This window comes from Streptococcus mitis (genome assembly GCF_901542415.1).
Classification (GTDB): Bacteria; Bacillota; Bacilli; order Lactobacillales; family Streptococcaceae; genus Streptococcus; species Streptococcus mitis_BL.
The window spans coordinates 889395-915816 of the sequence record NZ_CABEHV010000004.1; the positions used below are offsets into that span (position 1 = coordinate 889395).

Annotated in this window: 24 protein-coding genes; all 24 read right to left on the reverse strand. The window is 37.8% G+C overall.

Annotated elements, in window-relative coordinates; genetic code table 11:
• Nucleotides 1-894 (reverse strand): hypothetical protein, encoded by an 894-nt coding sequence (locus tag FQT24_RS04575; RefSeq protein WP_143952324.1) that lies wholly within the window; start codon nt 892-894, stop codon nt 1-3.
• A complete protein-coding gene (locus tag FQT24_RS04580) occupies nt 887-1126 on the reverse strand; it encodes a hypothetical protein (RefSeq protein ID WP_143952325.1) in 240 nt (79 codons plus the stop codon). The genes FQT24_RS04575 and FQT24_RS04580 overlap by 8 nt, the downstream gene beginning before the upstream one ends.
• Before the next feature lie 10 nt (nt 1127-1136).
• Nucleotides 1137-1793, reverse strand: coding sequence for a hypothetical protein (locus FQT24_RS04585; protein ID WP_260666271.1), 657 nt, complete (start codon nt 1791-1793; stop codon nt 1137-1139).
• Between the two features lie 36 nt (nt 1794-1829).
• Nucleotides 1830-4661, reverse strand: a complete 2832-nt coding sequence (locus tag FQT24_RS04590) for a phage tail tip lysozyme (protein ID WP_143952327.1) — start codon at nt 4659-4661, stop codon at nt 1830-1832.
• 10 nt (nt 4662-4671) lie between these two features.
• Nucleotides 4672-7035 carry a VirB4-like conjugal transfer ATPase, CD1110 family gene (locus FQT24_RS04595; protein WP_143952328.1) on the reverse strand — a complete coding sequence of 788 codons (2364 nt, stop codon included), beginning with the start codon at nt 7033-7035 and terminating at the stop codon, nt 4672-4674.
• Complete coding sequence (locus tag FQT24_RS04600) at nt 6977-7351, reverse strand: hypothetical protein (RefSeq protein WP_143952329.1); 375 nt, start codon at nt 7349-7351, stop codon at nt 6977-6979. Before FQT24_RS04600 ends, FQT24_RS04595 begins: the two co-directional genes overlap by 59 nt.
• Nucleotides 7352-7407: 56 nt before the next feature.
• Nucleotides 7408-8157 carry a TrbL/VirB6 family protein gene (locus FQT24_RS04605; protein ID WP_143952330.1) on the reverse strand — a complete coding sequence of 250 codons (750 nt, stop codon included), beginning with the start codon at nt 8155-8157 and terminating at the stop codon, nt 7408-7410.
• 9 nt (nt 8158-8166) lie between these two features.
• Entirely contained in the window at nt 8167-8394 is a 228-nt protein-coding gene (locus tag FQT24_RS04610) for a hypothetical protein (RefSeq protein WP_000402890.1), read from the reverse strand.
• A gap of 81 nt (nt 8395-8475) precedes the next feature.
• The gene (locus FQT24_RS04615) at nt 8476-8895 is read right to left on the reverse strand and encodes a hypothetical protein (protein WP_050267430.1); all 420 of its coding nucleotides are present in this window, start codon (nt 8893-8895) and stop codon (nt 8476-8478) included.
• Nucleotides 8896-8983: 88 nt separating this feature from the next.
• Nucleotides 8984-11551 (reverse strand): G5 domain-containing protein, encoded by a 2568-nt coding sequence (locus FQT24_RS04620; protein WP_143952331.1) that lies wholly within the window; start codon nt 11549-11551, stop codon nt 8984-8986.
• A gap of 11 nt (nt 11552-11562) precedes the next feature.
• Complete coding sequence (locus tag FQT24_RS04625; protein ID WP_143952332.1) at nt 11563-16035, reverse strand: SspB-related isopeptide-forming adhesin; 4473 nt, start codon at nt 16033-16035, stop codon at nt 11563-11565.
• Nucleotides 16036-16197: 162 nt separating this feature from the next.
• Nucleotides 16198-17862 carry an SEC10/PgrA surface exclusion domain-containing protein gene (locus FQT24_RS11225; RefSeq protein WP_143952333.1) on the reverse strand — a complete coding sequence of 555 codons (1665 nt, stop codon included), beginning with the start codon at nt 17860-17862 and terminating at the stop codon, nt 16198-16200.
• A 190-nt stretch (nt 17863-18052) separates the two neighbouring features.
• The gene (locus FQT24_RS04635; RefSeq protein WP_143952334.1) at nt 18053-18367 is read right to left on the reverse strand and encodes a hypothetical protein; all 315 of its coding nucleotides are present in this window, start codon (nt 18365-18367) and stop codon (nt 18053-18055) included.
• A gap of 311 nt (nt 18368-18678) precedes the next feature.
• The gene (locus tag FQT24_RS04640; RefSeq protein ID WP_143952335.1) at nt 18679-19824 is read right to left on the reverse strand and encodes a replication initiator protein A; all 1146 of its coding nucleotides are present in this window, start codon (nt 19822-19824) and stop codon (nt 18679-18681) included.
• 4 nt (nt 19825-19828) lie between these two features.
• Complete coding sequence (locus FQT24_RS10860) at nt 19829-19993, reverse strand: hypothetical protein (protein WP_016397553.1); 165 nt, start codon at nt 19991-19993, stop codon at nt 19829-19831.
• Nucleotides 19990-20268 (reverse strand): hypothetical protein, encoded by a 279-nt coding sequence (locus tag FQT24_RS04645; protein ID WP_050112809.1) that lies wholly within the window; start codon nt 20266-20268, stop codon nt 19990-19992. Before FQT24_RS04645 ends, FQT24_RS10860 begins: the two co-directional genes overlap by 4 nt.
• A 3-nt stretch (nt 20269-20271) precedes the next feature.
• Entirely contained in the window at nt 20272-20472 is a 201-nt protein-coding gene (locus tag FQT24_RS04650) for a hypothetical protein (RefSeq protein WP_050112807.1), read from the reverse strand.
• A gap of 76 nt (nt 20473-20548) precedes the next feature.
• Nucleotides 20549-20866: a hypothetical protein gene (locus FQT24_RS04655; protein ID WP_391592442.1), complete on the reverse strand. Its 318-nt coding sequence runs from the start codon at nt 20864-20866 to the stop codon at nt 20549-20551.
• 140 nt (nt 20867-21006) lie between these two features.
• Nucleotides 21007-21258 (reverse strand): hypothetical protein, encoded by a 252-nt coding sequence (locus FQT24_RS04660; RefSeq protein WP_143952336.1) that lies wholly within the window; start codon nt 21256-21258, stop codon nt 21007-21009.
• 149 nt (nt 21259-21407) lie between these two features.
• Nucleotides 21408-22478 carry an ABC transporter substrate-binding protein gene (locus FQT24_RS04665; protein ID WP_143952337.1) on the reverse strand — a complete coding sequence of 357 codons (1071 nt, stop codon included), beginning with the start codon at nt 22476-22478 and terminating at the stop codon, nt 21408-21410.
• Nucleotides 22475-23248, reverse strand: coding sequence for an ABC transporter permease (locus tag FQT24_RS04670; RefSeq protein ID WP_000712740.1), 774 nt, complete (start codon nt 23246-23248; stop codon nt 22475-22477). The genes FQT24_RS04665 and FQT24_RS04670 overlap by 4 nt, the downstream gene beginning before the upstream one ends.
• Complete coding sequence (locus FQT24_RS04675; RefSeq protein WP_000753801.1) at nt 23245-24051, reverse strand: ABC transporter permease; 807 nt, start codon at nt 24049-24051, stop codon at nt 23245-23247. Before FQT24_RS04675 ends, FQT24_RS04670 begins: the two co-directional genes overlap by 4 nt.
• Entirely contained in the window at nt 24032-25189 is a 1158-nt protein-coding gene (locus tag FQT24_RS04680; protein WP_000742895.1) for an ABC transporter ATP-binding protein, read from the reverse strand. Before FQT24_RS04680 ends, FQT24_RS04675 begins: the two co-directional genes overlap by 20 nt.
• A gap of 159 nt (nt 25190-25348) precedes the next feature.
• On the reverse strand, nt 25349-26254 hold the full coding sequence (gene murB, locus FQT24_RS04685) for a UDP-N-acetylmuramate dehydrogenase (RefSeq protein ID WP_143952338.1): 906 nt from the start codon (nt 26252-26254) through the stop codon (nt 25349-25351).
• Between the last annotated feature and the right edge of the window lie 168 nt (nt 26255-26422).

The following is a 26422-nucleotide window of genomic DNA, read 5'->3' on the forward strand; positions in this document are numbered from 1 at the left end:
TTAGCTCACCTCTTCAATTTTAAAATAAAGATCCTTCAGTTGACTAGCTTGTTTCTCTTTGGCAAGAATCTGTTTTCGCAACTCATTGATTTTGTTTTGGCACTCATTAATTTCCTCGTTTGCTTCCTTAATAAACTCTTCGTTAGACTGAATTTTATGTTTAATAGATTGCTTATAAGTAACCGTCTGAGCCTCAAAGCTATCAATAACCTCTGAAGGTAAATTTACTGAAGTCACATGAGAAAGGGAGAAGGAAGGCTCAACATTACACTTATCTTCTTTAACAGAAAGAGGTCTTTTCTCTTCCTGAGTTGATTTTTCAACAATAGAAACTACTTCTTGTGTAGACATATCTTGTGAAGCTTCTACTAGTTCTTCCTCTTTTTTATCCAACCTACTGAAGTCTTCTGTAGTCCATTCACTGGAAGAATAGGTATTTTTATCTTCCAAAGGTACTTCCTCTCCAACCTCATCTTGAGGCTTCTGAGAAACCAGCTCCGCAATCCTTTGTCGATTCCTATCTGCTTCTTTCTTTACCGTTAGATCTTCTAGTTCAGGAGCTGGTTCTGGTTGGGGGTGGGGGTGAGGTTCTGGTGTACCTAGTGAAGAGTTCTTTTCTTTATGTTTTTCTAAAAAATGAAGCAAACCTTTCTTTTTCTTTCCAGCACTCGTACCAAAATTTTCCAGCAACTGATCAATAATTCCAACAAAAGGTATTTCAAGTCTATCTTCTTGTAGGATCTCACCTTCAGAATTGAAAGAATAAAGTCGATAGATTCCGTTTATTTTATTACTCTTCATTCGCTCATTGATGATTTCTAGCCTTGAGAACAAGTCATCTCGGTGCTCAAATGTTTCCTCTTGATTAGTCAGTTGATTGATAATTTTATACATGGTTCACTCCTTGGTTACTTGATTGTGCTGGAAGAATGAGTTCCTTCATTTCCTGATAGGATAAGCCACTTTCTTCTGATAGTGCCACAAAAAGCTGTGCTTCCAAATCTTTTTCTTGATTTATGTAATTCTTGATTTTGTTATCTGCTTCTTCTTTTTGTCGTTGCGCTTTTTCCTTATCTTTTCTCACTTTCTCAAGTTTACCTTCAAGTTGTTCTATTTTTTTATTCATTCAATTCTCCTTATTGGTTACTACTAGTTGCGGTTGTTGGTTCAGAAGATGTAGGTGTTGCCGTTGATGTAGAGGAAACTGTAGTCGAGCTTGAACTGCTAGTATCTGTATAAGTTCCTATACTTTGTCCTCTCGCTTCAGTCAATACGATGGGCTCTATTTTATTGATCAATAGTTTCCCTGCTTTTTCTACGTAGGTCAACCGAATTGTCGCCTTAGTGCTACCAGTGAGCCCCTTAGAAGCCCTATTGTCTTTCTCTGTTAAGGTGGTACTAGTATATTGAACCTGAGCTAAAGCAATTTTATGTTGTTTATCAATGTATATAGATCCTGATTCAAAAGCTTGGTCAACCACATACCCCTTATAGGTCTGATTAACTGGTTTCTGTTCTTCTTGAATAGTTTCCTGATACATGGAATCCGTCATAAAAGGCTTATAGCGTGGTCGATTCTCTTCTAAATCCTTTTTGGTATAGTAAGCAATTAGGAAGTCCTCGACCTGCTGTTCAGTAAGAGATAGTTGTTCCTGCTGTTTCTCTTCTGGTTTTTGCTTCGCCTCTTCCTGAACTTGACTATTCTGTCTCAAATTCTGTTGTACTTGAGAAATAGAATAACCCAATACAATACATAAAACGGCAATGAATCCCATAAAAAATCCCTTTACCATTTTGATTAACTTTTGATTATACATTCTTTTCCTTTCTTATTTAGGGGTAACAAAATAGATACCTGATTGTGGTTTCAAAGTACGCCAACTTGATACATATAAACCACCAAAGTTCATTTCTGAAACTAAGAAGCTACCATCGCTATTAACGTACTCACAGAAAGCAACGTGACCATAGATTGGCGATGCCCCAGCCACACCATTCATGAATACAGCTGCAGAACCTGGTTTAGGAGTCGTTGAGATGTCATATCCTTGCGCTTGGCCACTATCAACCCATTGATTGGCATTACCTAGATAGGGATGAATGCCAACTCCAATTTGAGCAAAGCGATTATAGACATACCAAGTACAATTCCCTAGTTCATAAGCGTTACCTGAATAGCCTTGTCCTTCTAAAAGTGCTTGATCGGTAGGTAGTCCATAAGGTAGCTTATCTTTATATTCTGCTGGAACTTGCTTGCTAGAAACACCTGTCGAACCTCCTCCTTTATTTTTTAAGAAATTCAACCATTGACGGGCTGCATTTTGTCGTTCTAGAAGCTTATTACCTGGTACTCCCAACCAAGCGTTCAAGAAGTCCTCCGCAAGAGCTTCTACGGATCCAGTAGATGTTACAATTCTTCTGAATGCTGCACGTCTAGTTGGATCATCTTCCTCCAGAAGAAATTTTGTTTGGACTTCCGCAGACCAAATATCTCCATTCACAGATTTTGCAAAATTCCACAATGCAAGAGCACGAGGGCCAGTAAATTGACCAATCCCAATTCCGATATAGTGCAAACCATTGACTTGATAACCTCTTTCATTTAAAGGCAAGGTAGGGTACATAGCTTGAAAGGCTCCCCAGTTGCCAACTAGATTTTCTGCAGTTGGTTCTTTAGCAACTTTATCAAACTGATTATTGGTTAGAAAGTCTGTTTCATAGCGTTTAAAGGTGATGGAACTCTCAATATCAAATCCTCCCAAAACGGCTGCGATTCCTTCATCTGTTGCTTCTGGTATATTTTTTTTAATTGCATCTGCAAAAGCCCTTGCACGTCTTCCTTTATCTCCAGATGTTTCAATGTTACTGACAACAGATGTTGCTTGGGTATATTCTACACGCTGGAAGTAAAAACCGACATTGACATAAGTCCAGCTCTTCTTGATATTCCCATCTTTATCTTTCTTGTTTGATCGATCTGGTTCTAGCTTTTGATAATAAACAGTTTGATTTCCTTCAGATGCTACTTTCCCGATGATATCTCCAGATTTAACATGATCACCTGTTTTATAGCGAATCGTATCTACATTCTTATACAGAAACTTAGAATCCTGATCACTAATTTCTATGTCACTCCCCTTAACTTCAACTTTCCCATCTAAAACAGCTAACAGAGACTGACCTCCTGAGGCCTGCAAAACAGAGCCATTAAAAACTTCCGTCTTCGATTTATATCCAAAACGCTCAATAATCTGAAGAGGTGCTTGTGATTCAGGTTGTTCTTCTGTATAAAATGGATTATCTAGTTCTTGAAGCAACATATATTTTCCACTATCTCTAGCGATTTCTAAGAGTTGTTTATACTCCTCTAACTCGTCCTTGTCAAGCTTATAGAGATTATTTTTGGTATAAAGCTCTTCCATCGTTTTAAGATTGTCTTTATCCCCATTCAAATTCTTCCATAAGGTATCTAAGTAAAGTTTTCCACGATTCTGTTGTGAAAAATATTTATTCCCGTCTATACGAAGCTTATCTGAAATATCATCATACTTATAATTCAAGTACAAAAGTGGATCGTCAATTTTTGTCCAATAATCTACCTTGTCATTCGATTTTTCACGATCCAATTTTGAAAGATACAACCAGGTATCATTCAAATCAAATTCATCTTGACGGGTAATTCCTGAACTACCAATACCAAGTATAGCCAGAAACAAAAGCAGACCAAAAGCAATCAGATAAGCCTTTAAGCTAAATGGATTTTTGATAATAGCTTTAAGCGGTTTAGAACCTACACGGTAAAACTTCCTCGCTTTCTTAGCCACTTTTCCTGTTTTAGAAGCAGCCAAGCGTTTCTTATAATCCTGAATACGACGAGAGAGTTTTCCTTCCCAAGAAAATTCTCTTGGAGTTCGAGTGAAGCCTCTACCCTTAGCCTTATTGTAGACTCTATTTCCAAGGCTATAGCTCGATTTAACCATTCCTTGGCCAAGTTTACCACTATATTTCCCAATCGTTTTGATCCGTTTCCCTTGAATCTGAATATCCTGATACTGATTCTTAGTTCGGGCTATATCTGAAAGGGTATCATCCTGATGAGCTGTAGAACTAGCTTGTTGATTAGCAACTCGTTCTACTGATTGTTTAGTAGCACGAAGAAACTTCTTCTTGCGTGAACCACCATTAGCCTCTTGAGCGACTTTAAAAGTTCTTTTAGAAGTTTTTTTCTCCAGTTTCGCCTTATCTAATTCCTGCTTAAGGGATGTCTGTTTTTTATTGTTCCTATCTAATTCCTGCTTAAGGAAAACCTGCTTTTTATTGTTCCTATCTAATTCCTGCTTAAGGAAGACCTGCTTTTTAATTTCCTCTGGACGAAGTGCCTTTCCTTCTTTTCCAAGATTTCTTCCTTGTTTCTGGATATTCTTGTACTCTTTTTGGATTCTCTTATACTCTTTTTGTATTTTCTTGACCTTGTTCTTAGAAGCTCGAAATTGGCTTCGACTCTTCTTTACCAACTGACGTTTAGAGTGAGTCTTAGATTGTAACTTCGTAAGTTGTTTTGCGCTATCTTGTTGAACCGTTCGGTAATTCTTACGAACTTTTTCTAGCTTTCGATCCAACCTATGACCGATTGTTTTTGGTCTGGCTTTCTCCTGATCCATAGTGAGACTCCTAAGCGTCTGTTGCGACTAAGTTATACAACTTAGTATTCTTTGGTATTGGATTTTCAAATGGCACCACAACTGGCCCAGCTACGATTAAGCCAGTACCTTTAGCTTTTGGCCGTGCCAAGTAGCGAATCTGTTTATCAGTCAGATTGACAATCTCTTTTAGGATAGCCAAATCTTGGGGTTTTTGTTTGAGTAAAATCATAAACTCACTATTTGAGAGCAATTTCCGACCTTCTTCAACAGCAGCTAGCGTTTCTACGTTCTGGGTGATTCCTGTTGGAATCGCACCATATTTCCGAATCCGTGAATACAACGTAGTAAAGAAGTCTGCTTGAGCCTTATTTTTAAATAGAATCTGCATCTCATCAAAGTAAACCCATGTAGTACATTTCCCTTGATTCTCTACAATTTGATTCCAGATATAATCCTGAATAACCATTAAAGCAAACGGCTTCAACTTATGAGACAACTTCTTCAGATTAAAGATAACAAAGCGATGATTGAGATCCACGTTGGTATTGTGAGCAAAAATATCTTGAGAACCAGTTGTATAGGTTTCCACTGCCAAAGCTAAATCTTGAGCTTCTGGCTCTGGTTGTTCCTTCAATACCTGGTGCCACTCTTTTAATGTTGGGGTAAAATTCTCCGTCAAATAGCGTTCATAAGTCACACCTGTCACTCGGTCAATAATCCCAATCTGTGCATCTGTCACCTCTGACAGAATCGATTCAAACAATCCCATCAACAAGTTTGCTTTATCCCCTATTGGATCGTCATCCTCATCATCCAAACGATCCAGATCTGGTAGATCCAAAAGATTGATATGTGTTTTAGAACCAATCGAAATATCCACCATCTGAGCACCGAAAGCACGGCCAATATCAGAATATTCATCTTCGGGATCCACGATGATAACTCTGTCTTCTGGATATTTCAGTAAAGTTGGAATAACTTCTCCACCCTTTATTGTTGTAGATTTACCAGATCCTGAAGAACCTAACACAACACCTGAACCCGTGTTCAAATCACGTTTTCGATCTAGTGTAATGATATTGTTTGATAACTGATTTTGACCATAGTAGCGAGCGAGTGAGCTTTCAGACTTCAAGTCCACATTGGTAAAAGGGACTTGCGTAGCAATATTAGCTGTTGTCATCTTTCTCATGAAATTCTTCTTCACATTCAAGAAGCACTCACCGATAGGTAGAATCGTATTCAAAGCCTCCTCTTGATAATAATAAAGATCTTCAAACTCTACCCCTAATTTACGGCCAGCACGCTTAATCTTTTGTTCATTACGTTGTAGTTCCTCTTGGCTCTCTGCCTTAAAATACACTGCAATCAAACCAGAGAAGATTTTCTGATCATACTCAGTAATCTCGTCTCGCCACTTCTTGGTAGCTTCTGAGATTTCTTGGTCACGACCAGCCACAACCGCATCATCAAAGATACCAGATTGAGCTGCCTTGCGTTTAGAACGAAGTTTCCCAATTTCAGCATCTGTTTCTGCATCGTCAATCTTCTCTAAGATTTCAACATTCTCATAAGGTTCCGCATGGATAGTAATAGCTAGTTCAAATCCTAGTGTTGTTAAATCACGAATGAGACGATCGGACATCCAGTTAGGGTAGCGGTGTGCATAGAGTACCTTGACCCAACTATCATCTATAATCATGCGTTTTTCTTGAAATTCAATCCTTTTTGGCGCAATAAATGATTTAGTGGATAAACCTGTCAAAGCAATTTCTTTGTAATCGAAATTGACATACGGGTTACCTCGTAGTAGCTCAGAAAAGACTTTTAGACGATCCAAACCATTCATATCCCTAAAATTAATATCAGATTCCTGGAACTGAGTCCCAAGGGAAACTCCAATATCTTGTAGTAACAACTGCGCCTGTTTTCGATCATCAGCGTTCGTTGAAATGGTCACATACTTATGTACCTCGAAGTTGTTAGCGTGTGTTGTAAATCGCTCCTTGATCATCTCATTTAGCTCCTCACGATAGTCATCGTAGCCATCGTTTGTTTCTTCAAACAAAATATTCTGCAAGGAGTTATCCGATACTCTACGGTTAATTACTAAGAGTTGATAGTTACTGCCCTCATCCAGTGAATTGAGAGCATCCATCGTTGTATCGATGATGCTCTCTTTTTCATCTTGTTGAGCAGTTGAGTAAGAAGCATCTCCCAACATAAAGCTACGAGAATACTTCTCACGAGCAATGTGCATTAATCCATCTTCGTGCAGTAGTGTATAATTGATTGTATTTTGCGTCGTAGGTTTCATCTGACGACGCAAGCGCTCAATTCTTTTCTTTTCTGCGTTTTCTAGTTTTTCTCTTTTGCTTTTGAATAAACTCATCTTTCGTATACATTCCTACCTTTCCAAATTCTGTCTCATAAGTTCTTTGTTGGATTCGGAAAAAGAAATTAATTTTTTCTTTAATCCGCATTCGCTTAGTCATTCCCGTACCGTACATTCCTCCAGGAACAACAAATAGAGCATCCCAAAGATAGATGTACCAATCAGGTAAACCAAAGAAGTATATAGCAATTGTCCCTGAGACAGCTATTAGCAAACATACATAGAGAACAATCATTCTACCTGTTAATCCAAATAAAATCGGTCTGTCCTCTGTTTCAAATTCTCTTAAAAATTCTGATCCAATTTTTTTCAATTAGTTTCCTCTCATACAAACTCACATCGATTAATTCTAATTTTTCTACACATGGATTACACTCCTAAAAGTTGCTTAGCTTTTCGACTAGTTCCAACAAGTGTAAAGATGTATATAACACCTTTAGCGATTGAAGCAAATGCTGTTCCCCAACTTCCACTAGATCCTGCCGCAACTTTTAACATATCTGTAGTGACTAAACCACTATATACAACAGATACCACAATTAGAATAACTCCTATAAAGGCTGACGCTGCAAAATATTTTAGGAAGTTAATCGTAACAGAGCGCAACGAATCCATCATAAAGAAGGCTACTAACAATGGAGCTAGTGCTTTAAGCATATACAAATCCAAGTAACGTAAGAAAACAATAATCCCTAGAATAATGTTAGAAACTTTACCAACAATAAAGCCAACAAATCCAATAATTTGTTTTTCAAACCAACCTTTTCCACCAGAGATGTTTGAATCAATGGTCGTTTTAACAGTAGGTGTTACATGAGCAATTACCTTTACAATAATATTAAGTAATTCCAGAATGGCATCACAAATTTGGGATGAAGCAGAGATCATAATGAAAGCAAATAAATATTTCATGAAAGCCTCTAACCAAATCTTCTGTGTTAATGCTCCCCCTCTCGACTTGACCATTTGTGACCACGATGCCATTTCAAACCAGAAAAAAAGACCTAAAAGGATATACCCAATAGGTCTGACTGCATCAGCCATTATATTTACAGCTTGGTTTGTCGCAGAGCTGTAACTGGAAAGAGAACTAGTTAGCTCTCTAATATCTAAATTCATAGGCTACTCCTAAAATTTTAGCTGAGACAGTGATGCAACGACTGCAGCCGCAATCCCAGCAGAAGCAACAGCCAAGAATGCACCATTAATCATAGAATCAGACCCATCATCTTGTCTTTGCTTATCTTTATTCTTTCTTCCTTGAATATAATCAACCGCACCATTCCAGATCCAGATAAGACCTGTGATTGTTCCAACTACACCTAGACCAGTAATAATTTTTGTAATAATTTCCATTTTGTTTTACCTCTTTTAATTTCATTTCTTATAACAAAAGGCACTGCAGAGATTTCTACAGTGCCAAACACAATACTATTTTTATAATTCATCAAATTCTTCACGATAAATCGTCCGAACAGTAGCTACTAGAAGAGTAAGTACTATCATAATGGTAGCTTCAATATGTGGATATGGGAAAAAACTAACTGCCCCTTTGGGAGCTTCAAACACTTGACCAGAAGTCATCCATGGTTCAGTGGACCACCCCATAATATTAGGATAGTACCATCCAAGAATAGCTGATAAAAATTTTTCACTGGATTCTTTAAAAAGATAGTGTATGCCAGCTAACAACGCAATTAACACAAGTGTCAGGCATATCTTTCCTATAATCCAGAATAAAAACATACCGACAGCTGATTTCACAACATTAATACACCAAAGAACGATATAAAAGGGAGCTGTAAAAATCCTAATAATAGCCACCCATAACCAGGAAAAATCACTCCCTAATTTCATAACTCTACTCCTCCACGATTTATCGTTATTATAGCATAAATCGACAACCTTAACAATATTTTTTATATTGTTTTTACATTATATTTTACTACTTTTTATTTAATTTCCTATAGATTATTACAGAGATTCCTAATGCTATTCCAATAATTCCTGTCAAAGTCAAGAAATTGGATAAACTAGTTCCCGTATTAGGTAATACTTTTTCAACTTGGGTGCCTACTTCGATAATTTCATTTACAGGATCTACTTTTTCAAGAGTCGGTTTGTTTTCTTTTACCTCTCCAGTATCTGGGTCAAGATAATAAGTTGTCGTAATTGTTTCTCTACCTTTAACACCAGCTTGAATAATTTTTTCTTCACCTTTCTTTAAATCTTTATTTTCTCGTTTTTCAGTTTTAAATTCCGTTTCCATAATTTCAACTTTGGGCTTAGTCCCTACTGAAATAACTTCGTCTACAGATTCAGTTTTTTCAACCTTTGGTTCATCCGCGGTCACTTCTCCTGTTTCAGAATTAAAACTATAGGTAATCGTGGTTGTTTCATGACCTTTGCTACCTTTTGTAACAACTGTCTTTTTACCTGCTTCTGATTCCTTATCCTCAACATATTTTGTTTTGTAATCCAAATCTTTAGTTGTGACAATAGGCTTTGTTCCCACAGAAATCACTTCGTCTACAGATTCAGTTTTTTCAACCTTTGGTTCATTTGCGGTCACTTCTCCTGTTTCAGAATTAAAACTATGAGTAACAGTGCTTGTTTCATGACCTTTGCTACCTTTTGTAACAACTGTCTTTTTACCTGCTTCTGACTCTTTATCCTCAACATATGTTGTTTTGTAATCTAGTTCCTTAGTCGCAACAGCTGATTTGCTTCCTCTAGCCACTACTTTATCAACAGCTTCTTTAAGGACTTCCTCTTTTATAGATGGTTCATCTTTCGTTCGAACTCCTTTTTGAGTTACATAAGTTTTGGTAGTTCTTTTAACACCTACAACACCTTCAGTTAGAATTTTTTCTTGTCCAAACTCTAACTCAGGATCCTCTGTATAAACAGTTTTAAAAGCTATATCAGACTCTGCAACATCCACATCTTGCCCTTTTGTACCTTTTGCAATTACTTTATCCACGGCTTTTTTAAGGATTTTTTCTGTGGTGACTGGTTCCCCTACACGTTTACCTGATTGAGTAACATAAGTCTTTGTTATTTCTTTTTGACCTATAGCACCTTCAGTTACAACTTTGGTCTGTCCAATTTCTAACTCAGGATCCTCTGTATAAGTTGTGTTAAAAGGAATATCTTCTGTCTTCACCTCAACGTCTGATCCTTTAGTTCCTCTAAGAACAATGCGATCAACTTTAGGTTTTGTAATAGTAGTTGAAATAACCTTACCATCTTTTAGAGAAACCAATTGTGAACCCTCACTACCAGCTTGCTTTTCTTTCTCTTGACCAGCAGCCAGCGATGAATCCTCTTCATATTTGGTTTCAAAAGCAATTTTTTCAGGTCTGAGAGTATTGATTTTTTCATCTACTTTTTTACCATCTACTGTTACAGAACTGCGAATACTACGTTCTACAGACGGTGTACCAGTAAAAGTATAATTAACAGTATAGGAACCATTATCCAAATCACCTGACCAAGAAACGGTATTATTGGTGATAGTTAGAGGAGTTTTTTGACCATTAGGAGAAACTAATTCTGCTGAAGTTAATGTCAAATCTGCTTCCGGACTAATAGAGACGGTTCCTTTTTGTTTAATAGTTTTATTAACAACTACTAGCGCTGTTGACTCAAATAATTTAGCAATATCTTCTTGACGATTAGGTGTGTCTAACTTAGTGAAAACCTTAATATTCGGATGACCGGCTTTTTTAAGCTGACTTACAGATAACGCATCATTCCCAACAACACTATCTACAACCGTCATAAAAGTTTTAGCATTCGACTTTGCCCAATCTGCAAAACTAGTATCAATATTCTCATTAGTACCTGAAATACTAGTCCAATCATCTGTGAATTGAAGAACTGAAACTTGTTTATTTTTATTAGTTTGTGCTTTGTACACATCCTCAAAACCTGTTCCTATTGGAAAATTCTTTGAAACAGAATATTTCTTTGATTCTAGCAACGGTGAAACATATGAACTAATTAAAGAGCTTGACAATGACATACTATGTACTTCTTCGTTCGAATTTAACTCTTTTAATAAATCGATAGCTTCTTTTTTTGTCAATAGACGTGTTATATCAGAACCTTCTCTATCACCAATTTTATATGAATCTTCAGTATTTGTACCATAAAAAGCTACCATCACATGATCTTCATCAGTCAATTTATTCTCAATAACATAAATCATGTCATTAATTTGTTGTTTACGACCACCAGCAACACCATTAGCTCTTTCAAATTCAGAATCAGACAAAGACCCTGATAAATCAATAATTTGAATCAAGTCCATCGGATCATGATAAGTTACTTGTGATTTACTAGTTGTTGTTGTACCCGAAAACTTTAAACTGTTACTATAGCCATCCTCTTTCTCCTGTGCATAAACCTTTGTGATTTCTACAAACGGTGTTACAACTTCAACTAAATTCGGAAATCCTAGAACTGCCAGTCCTAAGATTACACTAAAACGCTTTTTCCATTTTTTCATAAATTTTTAACCTATTCTTTTTTCTTTCGCATAGATAAAGCTAAAGCGATTGTTCCCATAACCATTCCAAGAAGAGCTAAATTGTTGGAACTACTCATACCAGTATTAGGTAATTCCACTTTTGAAACTTCTTCTTTGGGTTCCTCGTGTTTCGGTTCTTCTGGTTTTGGTTCTTCCTTTTTCGGTTCTTCTGGTTTTACCTCTTCTGGAGTATGAGTCACAACCGTATTGGAAACAACTTCCACACCATTAACTGCATGAGAGTAAGTATTTTCTACTGTTCCTGATTGAATGCGTGTCATTTGTAGGTAAGCTTCTGCTTGAAATTCTGATGTTTCTAAAATAGACTTCAAGAAAGCATCATCAAAGCTAATATCTACTTTTCCTTTTTCTTTGTCTACTACCTGACTAGTATACTTAGTTAATTCATCTCCAGCTTTAAATTTTTGACCGTCACTTGTTTCAAAGTCTACAGTCGCAAACACTTGATATACACCTTGATACTCATCATGTGTTTCATCATAATCATCGCTAAACTTATACTCAAACAACTGCTCTGAGCGATCTCTTGGTATCAAGGAACCAACTAATTTATAATTAAATGTTTGATTCAGTTTGACCTCTTTTCCATCCAAGCTTTCTTTGCTTAGATGGTCGATTACAACATCTTTCTTTGGTTCAATCTTTGGAACATTATTGACTACTGTTTCAGTTACATAGGCCATACCAAAATCAATTTGATAAGCTGTATTTTCGTACTTACCACCTGTTTGACCCAATTCCTTCTTGACAGTCATTGGGTTGGTAATCGTCAGAACTTCTCCAGTTTGCACGTAGGTCTTGTAGAACTCCTCTGGATTCTCTGCCTCGAATACTTGAATCGCTCCTTTCGGAGTGAAATTGCTAGACTTCAGGGCTTCTTGGACACCTGATGGTGCCTTATCTAGACTCTCATAAAGAGCCATTTTCAAACCTTTAACTACTTGACCTTTAGAATCCGTTACTTGAACACCATCTTGATTGATTGTAACAGCTTCTTCTGGGTAATCATCAACGATATAGAACCCTTTACCAATACGGTCTTTATCTGCTTCAATGCCCTTGTATTGGCTATAATCTGCCGTTACCTTGTAGTAGTTGACAGAGCCTGCCAAGACCTGTTTCCCATCGATGTTAACACCTGCTTTATTCAGATTCTTCTTGGTAGGTTTCGCAGTAGGAACATTATTTACAACTGTATCTGTGATATAAGCTGAACCAAAATCAAGCTGATAAGCTGTATTTTCGTACTTACCACCTGTTTGACCCAATTCCTTCTTAACAGTCATTGGGTTGGTAATCGTCAGAACTTCTCCAGCTTGCACGTAGGTCTTGTAGAACTCCTCTGGATTCTCTGCCTCGAATACTTGAATCGCTCCTTTCGGAGTGAAATTGCTAGACTTCAGGGCTTCTTGGACACCTGATGGTGCCTTATCTAGACTCTCATAAAGAGCCATTTTCAAACCTTTAACTACTTGCCCTTTAGAATCTGTCACTTGAACACCGTCTTGATTGATTGTAACAGCTTCTTCTGGGTAATCATCAACGATATAGAATCCTTTACCAATACGGTCTTTATCTGCTTCAATGCCCTTGTATTGGCTATAATCTGCCGTTACCTTGTAGTAGTTGACAGAACCTGCCAAGACCTGTTTCCCATCGATGTTAACACCTGCTTTATTCAGATTCTTCTTGGTAGGTTTAACAGTAGGAACATTATTTACAACTGTATCTGTTTGATAACCGTTACCAAAATCAACTTGATAAGCTGTATTTTCAAATGATTTCCCTGTATTTCGCAGTTCTTCCTTAGTTACCATTGGATCAATAATTGTAACCGATTTCCCTGCTTTGATATACTGGTTAAAATAGGCTTCTGGATCATCCACTAAAAATACTTGGAAAGCACCCTTGGGCTTAATTTCAGAACTAGCAAGAAAAGCTTTTACCTTATCATTATCAACGGCATCTATAGAATCATACTGATACACTGAGATACCAGCAACTTCTTGTCCTTCACTGTCAATATAACGAATATCCGATTGATTAATCGTAACAGCCTCTTCTGGATAATCATCAATCGCACCAAATCCTTTTAGAATAGTAGATGAATCTGCCTTCATCCCCTTATATTGATCATAATCCAAGGTTATATGATAGTAATTCGTTGAACCAGCTAGAACTGTTTTACCATCAATAATAACACCATCCTTATTATGATTGTGTTTGAGAGGTGTGATCAAGTTGTTATTCGGATTGTCTGGATCGTTCGGTTTACCTGGGGTTGAAACCTGAACAATATTTGAATAACTTTCGTACTTATTATTAATTTTTAATTGGAAATTATTCTTGTAGGTTGCACCATCATTTATAACTTTTCCTACTAAAACTGGAGCTGGTACTTGTACTTCCTTACTTAAATCTTGATTAAGCTTAGATTTCAAACTTTCTAAGCCTTTCATTCGAACAACATGACTCGACTCGTCATAAGTTAATTCAAAATCTGAGCTAGCGTTCTTTGAAGCTTCTACATCTAGTACAAAACCTGAAGGCAAGGCATCTACAATCTCAAAGTCTGTAATAGCTTCACGATTAGCTGGAAGAGGCTTAGTTGTTAATTCCCACTGTACTGTTGAAAGCTTAGGCACATAGCTTTTATCAATAGATTCACCTGTAGAATTCTTTACAAACTTTTCAAGATCAGGTGTAGCCTGTAAACGTGCATATCTAACTCTAACTGTTGGAGCTGACAACAAAGATGGAATTTCTTTCTCCTTTGGCTCCTCTGGTTTTGGTGGTAGTGCTTCCTCTTCTTTCCCTTTTGGAGAACTTGGTGGAGTAGTTTCCTTCTCATAGGTTGGCTCAAATGGTTTTGTTAAGAAAGGTGCCTTTTTCAATTCTGCACCAGATCCCAAAATTGTAAACACGACATTTTGAGCATTTCCACTCGCATTCTCTGCATCCCATTCAGCACGAGTTCTTCCCTCTGTCGAACCAGGAGATGAGGTGTGAAGGTACGTTAGACTAGAGCCATATCCTACTGAAGCAAAAGAACCCTTAGGGATATCCGAGGTATCATTAACACCATATTCTACTCCCTTCATAACACGACCATCAAAATTTAAACCAGAGCCACTTGGATTAATAACCATTCCACGACCAGATGAACCATAACTCAAATTTGAGCCTTGCCCCCAATCGACATCTGTAATCACTGTACCAATTAATAAAGAAGCTGGTGTTGTCGTACCTTCAATATAAAAATCAAAAACCATTTCCAAACGGGTATGATTATTATAGACAAAGTAGAAACTTCCTCCATCTCCTCCCTTAAGATAAATATCCGGATCTGTCACAGGAACACCATTTTGAACTTCTCCTTGGTAGTCTCCTAAATCAGAAACCATGACTTTTGCCATAATCTTTCTACCATCTGTCAACGTTCCAATATTATGAATATAAAATGTATCTCCAACTTTTGGAGCTTTAATTACATCGTAGACTCCTGTACGATCTTTGCCAACTTGAGTTCCTTCACTCCCTGTTACATAAGTATCTGCATGATAGCCTAAAAATCCGTCCATGCTCTCGACTTGGAGATCATCATCTGGTACAACTGTAAAGTCAACATAATACTCCATCCCTTGACCAAATGTATTAAATTCTCCATAGACTTTAAAACCTGTATCAGATCCAAATAAAGGCTTGCTTGTTTGAATTGCCTCTCGCTCAGCTTTAATAGTTGCTAGCTTCTTTGTATAGTCTGTCAAAGAGTTTTCATAAGCTACTTTCTTAGCTGCATTTCGTTTTCGGATTTCTGCGTTCTCTTGATTAATACGATCTGTTTCTGCCTGATTCTCTCGTTGATTTTTTTCATTCTCTGCACGAATACTAGTATTCTTCTGATTAATTCGATTAACTTCAGCCTTATAAGAATCTAAATCCTTTTGATATTTTTCTTTCTTTGAAGCATTTTCTTCTTGGATTTTCTTTCGTTCTGCTTGATTCTGTTTCTTTTCTTCTATATATTTTTCAGTAACTTTCTCAACACTATCTGCTTGTGTGCGATAATCACTTTCGACTTCCTTTTGCTTTTTGTCCAACTCAGAGGCTGTACTTGCGATTCCTTTATCTACTACAGAATCAAATTCCACCTTCAATCCAGCTTCTTGTGCCTTTTTAACAGTTTCATCTAAACTAGAATGAGAAATAGAAACTTCTAACGTTCCTGTTTTTTCTTCACTCTTTCCTTGATTTTCAGTAGAAATACTGCTTGGACTCGTCTGGGCATAAGGCGCATTTGTGGCTGGATTTTCAGTTCGTTCATCTGCCATAACTGGACTTATCATACTTAAAGCTGCTAAACCTAGTATCACTCCACAAGTTCCATAAATTTTTGATTTCCGAATAGAGCCATATGTTTTTGTTTCTCTTACTTTGTGCATTCTATCTCCTCATATAAAATATAAATTAATATAAAATCTCAAATGTTATAAAACCTCAAATGTTGGCGCTCGAGGCCTCTTATAATATAAAATCATCTCTTTCCTTTCCAAAAGAAAAAAGCCAGTTTTCACTGACTTTTCTATACAATATTGTAATGAATTTTAAGAAATCCACTTACCAGAATAATCTAAACGATAACCACCAATCGTCTCATTTTGTGCCATCTTACCATCTGCTTTCAAATAATACCAAGCACTTCCGTCTTTGAACCATTGATCTCTCAGATAACTTCCATCTGATTTGAGATAGTACCAAGCTTTATAACTAGAATCGTATAACCACTCACTTTGTGCCATTTTCCCATCTGACTTAAGGTAGTAGCTTCCTTGCCAGCTATTTTGTGCATAGCTTCCATCTGATTTGAGATAGTACCACGCTTCATAGCTGGAATCGTATAACCACTCACTTTGTGCCATTTTCCCATCTGACTTAAGGTAGTAGCTTCCTTGCCAACTATTTTGTGCATAGCTTCCATCTGATTTGAGGTAGTACCAAGCTTTATAGTTTGTATCATAAACCCATTCATTACGTGCCATCACACCATTTGATTTGAGATAATAGTTCCCTTTCCAACCACTGACAAGAGCTTTTCCTGCATGATCAAAATAATACCAATGACTTCCCTCTTGTTTCCATTTGTCGCGCCAATCAGATGTGTTTTCAATCGGTTTAATAGGTTCTGCTTTCTTAGAATTATTTTCTTCTACAGTACTTTTACCTGTCTGGTTCTCCAACTTACTTTTTAAATCTTGATAAATTCTCTCTTTATTTTTGTAATCATTTTCTAATTTTTTTACAACCTGATAACGATTTGAAGATCTTGGATCCGTTACTGAAGCTGTACTAAAATTAGATTTCGTTGCTCGATTAATATTTTCCTGAGAAATAGTGATGAAATGAGCAGAGCTTACTGAGGAAAGACTAGAAAATGATAAGCCAAAATAATCTTTACTTGATGGATTCCCCCAGTTCAATCCTGCAATTGCTTGAGCATGTCCCCATTCAGTATCGTTTAACATAAATTCAACCATACCAGTATAAATAGCTTCTTTTAGCTGAGATTTGGTAGCTTCTCTTAACGCTACAGGTCGAAAGAATAAATTCTCATACAGTTGACCTCCTCTTTTTTCAGATTCAGCATCTGAGGTAGGCAAGCCATAGATTTTTGCAACTCGGTTGATACCTCCGGCATTGTGACCTGATACACCTAATGTGCTCAATTTAGATAATCCCCAATCATCTTTTACATACTCCTTTGCCACCTTATCTGCGAAGTCAAGTGCCGAAATTGAAACAGTTACACTACCAGTCCCAACTTGTGAGCGTACTTGATTTATTAAATCTTGAGCAAAAAATGATAGCTCTGTTCTAACCTCTAGCGATAAATTATTAACAACCAGACGTTCTCCCTCATCAGCAACATCTTTATGGAAACTATTTTGATTCTTTAATCTCAAACTTTCTGACTGCAAGATAGACTTCGCTCTATCACGTTCAGTCTGACTAATATTAAAATCAGAAAAAGCCGTCTTCAAAGCCTTTATATACTTATCGCTCAGTGTAATCGTATTGCTAGGTGAAGATGATAAAGCATTGTCATAGATATTTTTAGCTTGTTCATATTCTCTCTTAGCTTTAATCAATTCACTTTTTAAACTTTCTACTTGACTGCTCGTTGTACTATTCGCATACACAGGTTGACTATTTACTAACCCAAGCAACGTTACGCTGGCAGTTGTTGCCAAGATAGTTGTTCTCAATTTCATAATCTTATCTCCTTTTTGTTTAAAAACGTTCTTAAAATATTTATTTTATGCTTTTATTTTACCATTTTTAGAGTTTTTTCTCAATTTTTTCTTGATTTCCATTCATCTATCCGCTTAATCAAAGATAGGACGTTTAGAACAGCTAAAATCTCCTCTCCTTGATGAAACAGATAGATGAGGTTCTATCTGTTTAATGCTTCGTTGGACGATGATATCCTTTACCAGTCAGCAGTAAACGATTGGTATTTCCTTGTTTAATGCGTCTAGCCACTAGAACATCACCTCGTTTGATGGTGCGAATCTCTTTATAAATTTTTGAATATTCTACAATCATCCAAACTGTCTCTAGTTTACCTGCTAGATATCCTTTTTTAGATACCAAACCATATCTGCTGGTTAATTTGATTTCATCTCCATTATCAAGTCTTGCGGTTGCATTCCCTTGATTTCCTAAGCATCTAAGGTCAGCTAAAGTGACCTCTGTAACTAATTTTGATTGATTCATCTTGTCTCCTCCTTACTGAATCAAGGCTGATTTACAGCCATGCCGAGGTATGACGTACATACCTGCTGTATTTTTTACACACGGTTTTAAGTCTAGAAACCGCAAACTCCTTCAGCTTAGGCTTTGCCTGCTTTTACGTGGTGGAACAGCACTAGATATCCTTTTCTAGCCTACACACCGCCCTTGTTCTTCTTTTTATGCTTAGTTCCGCTAATCAGGACAGTGGGGGTATTTAATTTTCAAAGATCAAAAGTAGTTTTATGACTTGCTCAGGTCAAAAAAGCTAGATTTAATCTCATGTCATCTATAGCTTAGTTACTCAGATACCTATACTCTGCTTCTCTATGAGCTTGCATCTTGGCCTCGCTCTTACGTTCGCCAATCAAATTTTCAATAGATTGAATCAAGTAAGCAAAAGGACTATCACATTCAGGAATCCGTTCGATACAGTGAAGAACCTCACTACTTGTTATCCATCCTGTCTGAATGTATTGGCCAACAATCATCTTTTGGCGGTGAGTCATATTATAATGCTGGTACCACGGTAAATGATCTCGGTAGCTATCTGCAATTTCCTGCAAGAGAGAATAGACTTGAGGTTTGATAAATTTCTTCCCACTTGTTTTTTGAGAAGGAGTGTCACAAGTTCCAGCAGTCTGATCCAATTCCTTAGAATTGGAAGCAGGCTTTCTAGAACTATGTCTAGTACTATTATTCTCAGTATGACTCTTCTCAGTCTTAATAGGGTTAAAATTTTTTACCTCCGGAGGTAAAGATTTTTGACTTCCAAAATTCGTTGATTTAACAGCTTTTTTTGGAGGTAAAGATTTTTGACTTCCATAATTTATTGATTTGATAGGCTTTTCTAAAACAGAGTTTTCATCTTTCAAAATAGAAGATTCTTCTTCACTGCCTGGACGTTCAATTTCAAATAAGACACAACCTTTGTAATCTAAAGTTTTTACATGGTGGTAGACTACAGTTCCTTTGTCACGTCCTTTTTCTACGATTTTAGCATCATAGTGTTCATATTCTTGTAATTCAGCATTCACATTTTGAAGATACAAACGATTCGGACGATTCTTCCCTTGTTTCACTTCACGAAGCAATCCAAGCTCTTTCAATTCTTTCTTGATTTTCAATACAGTTGGCTTACTGCGATCTAAAATTTCCATTAAGTCCTCAACCGTATAGACAAGAAATACTGAACCATTCTCATCAACATAAGTCAGTTCACCGTTTCTGTAAGAATGAATACTCAACATACATCGATCATAGAGTACTCCATAAGCAATCTTGCCATCATTTGATAATTTCTTGGCATAGAGACTCGTCATCTTGATTTTCCCAGTAGGTTTCCCTTCAGCAGAAAATTTCTTCTTAACATTTACCATGAAAATTTGTGGGATTTGATAGAAGGTCTGTGTTGCTACTTGATTTACTGTAATATCAGCCATGTTATCACACCCCCATCATCACAGTACCATTTCCCATAGAGAACAGAACTCCCTCTCTCTCTAATTCTTCAACAGCCTTAACAGCCCGTTTTTTACTCATTCCTGTTTTTCTCATCACTTCGTTAACAGCTGCTTTTTTTGAAAATTGCACAAACATTTCTTTAGTCATTCTACTATCTCCTTTATCTGTCTCACTAATTTAAGTTCCTTTGAAAAGCAACTTGGACATTCAGATAGACCAAGCTGAAAATCCAAATGGTCAAATAAAAAGTTACATCGCTCACACTGCACTGTGCTTCTAAGTATTGTTTCACCTAACCAATCTCTTTCTACAACATCTAATACATCTCCACATTCAGGACAATGAATAGGCTTGAAAATATCATCTTCTTCCCATTTTTCCTCATAATCACAATCAAAACAAACGATTGTTTCCAACCACATGGATTAACTCCCTTCCAATGTTCCTTCTAATTCGCCTATCTTGAACTTAAATTCCTTGATTTTCTTTCTCACAAGATCACGTTCTGCACTCATTAGTTGTACCTCACTTTTTTTGTAAGGTTTTCTTAAGACTTCTAGTCTTGCCTCATATAGCTCCAGTGAACGCTTATAATAATTCAACATTTCTCTTTCTAGTCTTGTCATGCTATCTCGGCCTCTCTCGTTTCAAACAGAATCAAGTAACTCAGGAGTAAATTCCATCGTCGTCTACAGGGCTTCATCATAAGTCAGTTGGCTGGTTTGTCCCCATTCCCCATGTTCCATCTCTAGCTCTTCTGAAATACGGATAAGTGCCAAGCTTAATTCTAAGATATAATTCATGAATAACATCATCTTTTATGACTTTCCAGAAAATACTAGCGAGCTTATAATAATCGTTTCCAAGCCAAACTCTAGCAAGGTCATTGTCTGGAGATACTTTTTCATCAGAATTTCCTTCAGAAATACAATCAACCATATTTTCATTCTTATCAAGATATATTACATCGAAAATTTCTAGCGAATCAATATCCATAACAATTTCAATATTATCTGACATTTTTTCTCCTTAATTTTTGGCAACGAAAAAGAGAACGAATTTCCTCGTTCTCTACATATATTTATATATTTCTTGAATTTCTCAAAACTCTAGACACTTACTCATCTCCATTGAATCAGACCAATTCCCTACATCTCCGATTACTTTTTCAGGATATATTTTTTCTTACTGCCATTTTTCTTTTTATCCCAACTTTTATCCCACATTTTCGAATTGCTAAAAATAGCTACGAAAATATTCCAAAATATAAAGTTTCCTATCACCAAATATATAGACTCAGTTGTTAGGTATTTTCGATCCAAACCATCCTTTAGATAGAATAGTATATATGTTTCGTTAACAATCAAAAAGGTTGGCCAATAACTTTTTTTGAAAAAAGTACACATTTTCATGATTTGTTACCGCTTTCTGTAAGGTTAAGCTTAGTATACTACTAGGCAAGAAAATAAGCAACTAGAATAGAAAAAGATACCATTACTAAAATTGCCTTTTACATAAAAAAACGAACCAGCTGACTGATTCGTTTTCTTAAGTTCTACTCCTACTTCCGATACATTTTAAACTGTAGGAAGAGGTCGCTATATTTTCCTGTCCATTTATGGTCAAATTTCTCATAAACTTCTAGGTGTTTCATAGTTTCAGCGTCTGGATAGAAGGCTTTGTCTTCTTTTTTCTCCTCTGGGAGCAATTCCTTAGCTGGTAGGTTTGGTGTTGAGTAGCCGACATACTCTGCATTTTTGAGAGCATTTTCAGGTTTCAACATAAAGTTGATAAAGGCATAGGCGGCATCTTGGTTTTTGACTGTTTTGGGAATGACCATATTGTCAAACCAAAGGTTGCTGGCCTCAGTCGGTACCACATAGCGTAAATTTTCGTTTTTTTCTAGCATTTGGCTGGCTTCCCCTGAAAAGGTCACGCCGATAGCAGCGTTGTTCTGGATCATGTAGCCCTTCATCTCATCCGCCACAATAGCCTTGATATTTGGAGTCAGTTTGTAGAGCTTATCAACTGTCTCTTCCAACTGCTGGGTATCCTTGGAGTTGAGGCTGTAGCCGAGGGAATTTAGTCCGAGTCCCAGCACCTCACGCGCCCCATCAAAGAGCATGATAGAGTTCTTATACTCTGGCTTCCAGAGGTCATCCCAATGCTCAGGCACCTCATCTACCATGGTTTCATTGTAAACAATTCCCAAGGTTCCCCAGAAGTAAGGGATGGAGAATTTATTGCCTGGGTCAAAAGACTGGTTTAGAAACTCTGGTCCGATATTTTCGATTCCTTCAAGTTTTGAATAATCAAGCGGAACTAAGAGGTCTTCGTCCTTCATCTTGTTAATCATGTATTCACTAGGAATGGCAATGTCGTAGGTTGTTCCACCCTGCTTAATCTTAGTATACATGGCTTCGTTGGAGTCAAAGGTCTCGTACTGAACTTGGATTCCTGTTTCTTCAGTGAAATGCTCCAAGAGTTCTGGATCGATATAGTCACCCCAGTTGTAAATGACCAGTTTTTGACTATCTCGACTATTGATTTTACTGTCTAGATGAGTCGCAATTCCCCACAAGACCAGGATAATGGCTACGATTCCTGCTAAAAATGAATAGAGTTTTTTCATGCTTGCTCCTCCTTCTCACGTGAGATAAAGTAATATCCAACCACTAGGATAATACTAAAGAGAAAAACAAGGGCAGACAGAGCATTGATTTCTAGCGAAATCCCCTTGCGAGCACGAGAATAAATCTCAACTGATAGGGTTGAGAAGCCATTTCCCGTCACAAAGAAGGTCACGGCAAAGTCATCTAGCGAATAGGTGAAGGCCATGAAATAACCTGCAATAATAGACGGAGTCAGGTAAGGAAGCATGATTTCCTTGAACATCTGAAATTGACTGGCTCCCAAATCATAGGCCGCATGAATCATGTCGCCGTTCATTTCCTTGAGACGAGGTAAGACCATCAAGACAACGATAGGGATGGAAAAGGCCACGTGACTAGATAGAACGGTCAAAAAGCCAAGTGAAAACTTGAGTTGAGTAAAAAGAATCAAGAAGCTGGCACCAATCATAACATCAGGCGCAACCATGAGGATATTATTGAGTGATAGAAAGGCTTCTTGGTATTTCTTACGAGACTGGTAGATATAAATAGCTCCAAAAGTTCCGATAATGGTCGCTATCAAGGCTGACAGGAAGGCCAAGAAAAAGGTCTGAGTCACAATCAACATGAGACGACCATCGCCAAACATGGTTTTAAAATGGCTCAAGCTAAAGCCTGTAAAGCTGTTCATGTCGTTTCCTGCATTAAAGGCGTAGCCAATCAAGTAAAAGATAGGCAGGTAGAGGACAAGAAAGACCAGTCCCAGATATAGATTGGCAAATTTTTTCATCGTTCTCTCCTTTCCTTGGTCACCCACATGGTGATGAACATGGTCAGGATGAGAATCACACCGATGGTAGAACCCATACCATAGTTGTCATTGGTCAGGAAGTTCTGCTCAATGGCTGTACCTAGTGTGATAACGCGGTTTCCACCAATCAAACGGGTCAGCATGAAGAGACTCAAACTTGGGATAAAGACCGATTGGACCCCACTTCTCACTCCGTTCATAGATAGAGGGAAGATGACATGACGGAAGGTTTCCCACTTGGTCGCACCAAGGTCGTAGCTGGCATTGATGAGATTGTTATCCATATCGTCCAAGACATTGAAAATCGGCAAAATCATAAAGGGAAGCTCGATGTAGCTTGCGACAAAAATAAAGGAGAAATCGGTAAAGAGCAACTGTTGTGAACCGATTCCGATAAATTCAAGGAATTGGTTAATAGAGCCATTTTGACCAAAAATCCCAATAAAGGCATAAGCTTTGAGGAGCAAATTGATCCAGGTAGGCAGGATAATCAGCATAAGCCAGAGTTGACGGTGTTTGAGACGGGTCAAAAAGAGGGCTGTCGGATAACTGATAAGCAGGGTCACAAATGTCACAATCCCTGCATAAAGCACTGAGTTGAAACTCATTTTGAGGTAGGTCAAGTTTTGTGACGCAAAGTAAGATTTATAGTTTTCTAAACTGAATTGTCCTTCGATATTGAAAAAGGATTGACCGAAAATCAAGACCAAGGGTGCCAGAACAAAGAGTGCAATCCAGAGCATGTAGGGCACTACAAAGAGTTTAGAGCTTGTTTTCTTCATCTCTTTCCTCCTCGATTGCATTGATCAGACCTGCTTCTTGCTCTTCGATTTCCACGTATTCTTCGATACGGGCATCAAACTCTTCTTCTGTTTCATTGAGACGCATGATGTGGATGTCTTCTGGTTCAAAGTCCAAACCGATTTCCTCACCCACAATGGCCTTACGTGTTGAGTGGATCATCCATTCATTCCCAAGTTCGTCATAGGCGATAATTTCATAGTGAACTCCACGGAAGAGCTGGGTATCGACCTTAACTTGGAGCTTGCCTTCTTCAGGAAGGGTAATGCGCAAGTCCTCTGGACGAATCACGACCTCAACAGGTTCATTCGGCTTCATCCCCCCATCGACCGCTTCGAATCGTTTGCCGTTAAACTCAACCAAGTAGTCCTCAATCATGGTTCCTGGCAAGATATTTGACTCACCGATAAAAGTGGCAACAAAGTGATTGATCGGCTCATCGTAGATATCCACAGGTGTTCCAGACTGGACAATCTCGCCATCATTCATAACGAAAATCCAGTCACTCATAGCCAGGGCTTCTTCCTGATCGTGAGTGACAAAGACAAAGGTAATGCCCAATCGTTGTTGCAGTTCACGCAGTTCGTACTGCATATCTGTTCGTAATTTTAAGTCCAACGCTGACAAAGGCTCGTCCAACAAAACCACACGGGGTTGGTTGATAATGGCACGGGCAATAGCCACACGCTGACGTTGTCCTCCAGAGAGTTTACGGATGGAACGTTTTTCATACCCTTCCAACTGAACCATCTTGAGAACTTCCGCTACGCGTTTCTCGATTTCTTTCTTGTCAATCTTGCGCAAGCGGAGTGGAAAAGCAACATTTTCAAACACATTCATATGTGGAAACAAGGCATAGGATTGGAAGACCGTATGGACGTCTCGCTTGTTGGTTGGGATGTCATTGATACGGACACCATCCAGCAAAATATCTCCTGTCGTCGCATCCAGTAAACCTGCAATGATGTTAAGGATAGTTGATTTCCCTGAACCAGATGCGCCTAGAAGGGTATAGAATTTCCCTTCTTCCAACTCAAAGTTGATATCTTTGAGAACCTTGGTGTTGCTGTCTTCAAAAACTTTAGAGACGTTTTTGAATTCAATAATTGGTTTTTTCAATTGTCATTTATTCCTTCTTTTTCATAGATTAACAGATCAGGGCTCTGTCAGGCCACTACTACCTCGTGTAGGAGATTGAACTGCCTACATTCTTCTGCACTGACGATAGGCTTTCACCCCCTTTCCATGACATAGCAGCAGCTTTTTAACTAAAACTTCCTACTTGCTTTCACCCAAGATACGGACTTCTCTCTCAAGAGTGACGCCAGAGTGTTCCTTGACTTTTTCGATAACAGACTCAATCAAGTCCTCGTAGTCTTTAGCCGTTCCGTCAGCAACATTGATCATAAATCCTGCGTGCTTTTCAGACACTTCAACACCACCGATACGATAGCCTTTCAAGCCAGCTTCTGAAATTAATTGACCTGCAAAATGACCTACTGGACGCTTAAAGACCGAACCACAAGATGGATATTCTAAAGGTTGCTTGAGTTCACGTAGATGCGTCAAACGATCCATTTCTTGCTTGATAACCTGATGGCTTCCTGGAGCAAGGGCAAATTTAGCTGACAAGACAACTGCACCAGACTCTTGAATAGCTGAATGGCGGTAACCAAAAGCCAAGTCCTTGACAGACAGGGTCTCGATTTCTCCGTCCTTAGTCAAAATCTTACAAGACTGTAAGATGTGGGCAATCTCGCCACCATAGGCACCTGCATTCATAAAGACAGCACCGCCGACGCTCCCCGGAATGCCACAAGCAAACTCAAAACCAGTCAAACTATGACGAAGGGCAATGCGTGTTGTTTCAATCAAGTTAGCACCAGCTTCAGCTTCGATGGTATAGCCATCAACAGAAACATTATTGAGCTTGTCACACAAGATGACAAATCCACGAATTCCACCATCACGAACGATGATATTGCTGGCATTTCCAAGAACCATCCAAGGGATATTTTCTTGATTGGCAAATTTGACAACGCGAGCCAACTCAAAACGATTTCGTGGAAAGACCAAATAATCGGCCTCTCCACCTACTTTTGTATAACTATAGCTATGCAAGGGTTCCTTGAAACGGATATCAATCCCTTCTAAGATTTCAAGCATTTTTTCTTTTACTGACATGACACTCTTCCTTTTACAAAATTCATTCCATTATACCATTTTTAAGACCATTTGACGACCCTAAAAAAATCTTGGACTTATTTTAAATAAAAAGCTAATTTCTCAAAGTAACTTCCACTTGCCCAACCAAAGTGGAAATTAGTCTAAAACGGATTTTTATGGTGGAAT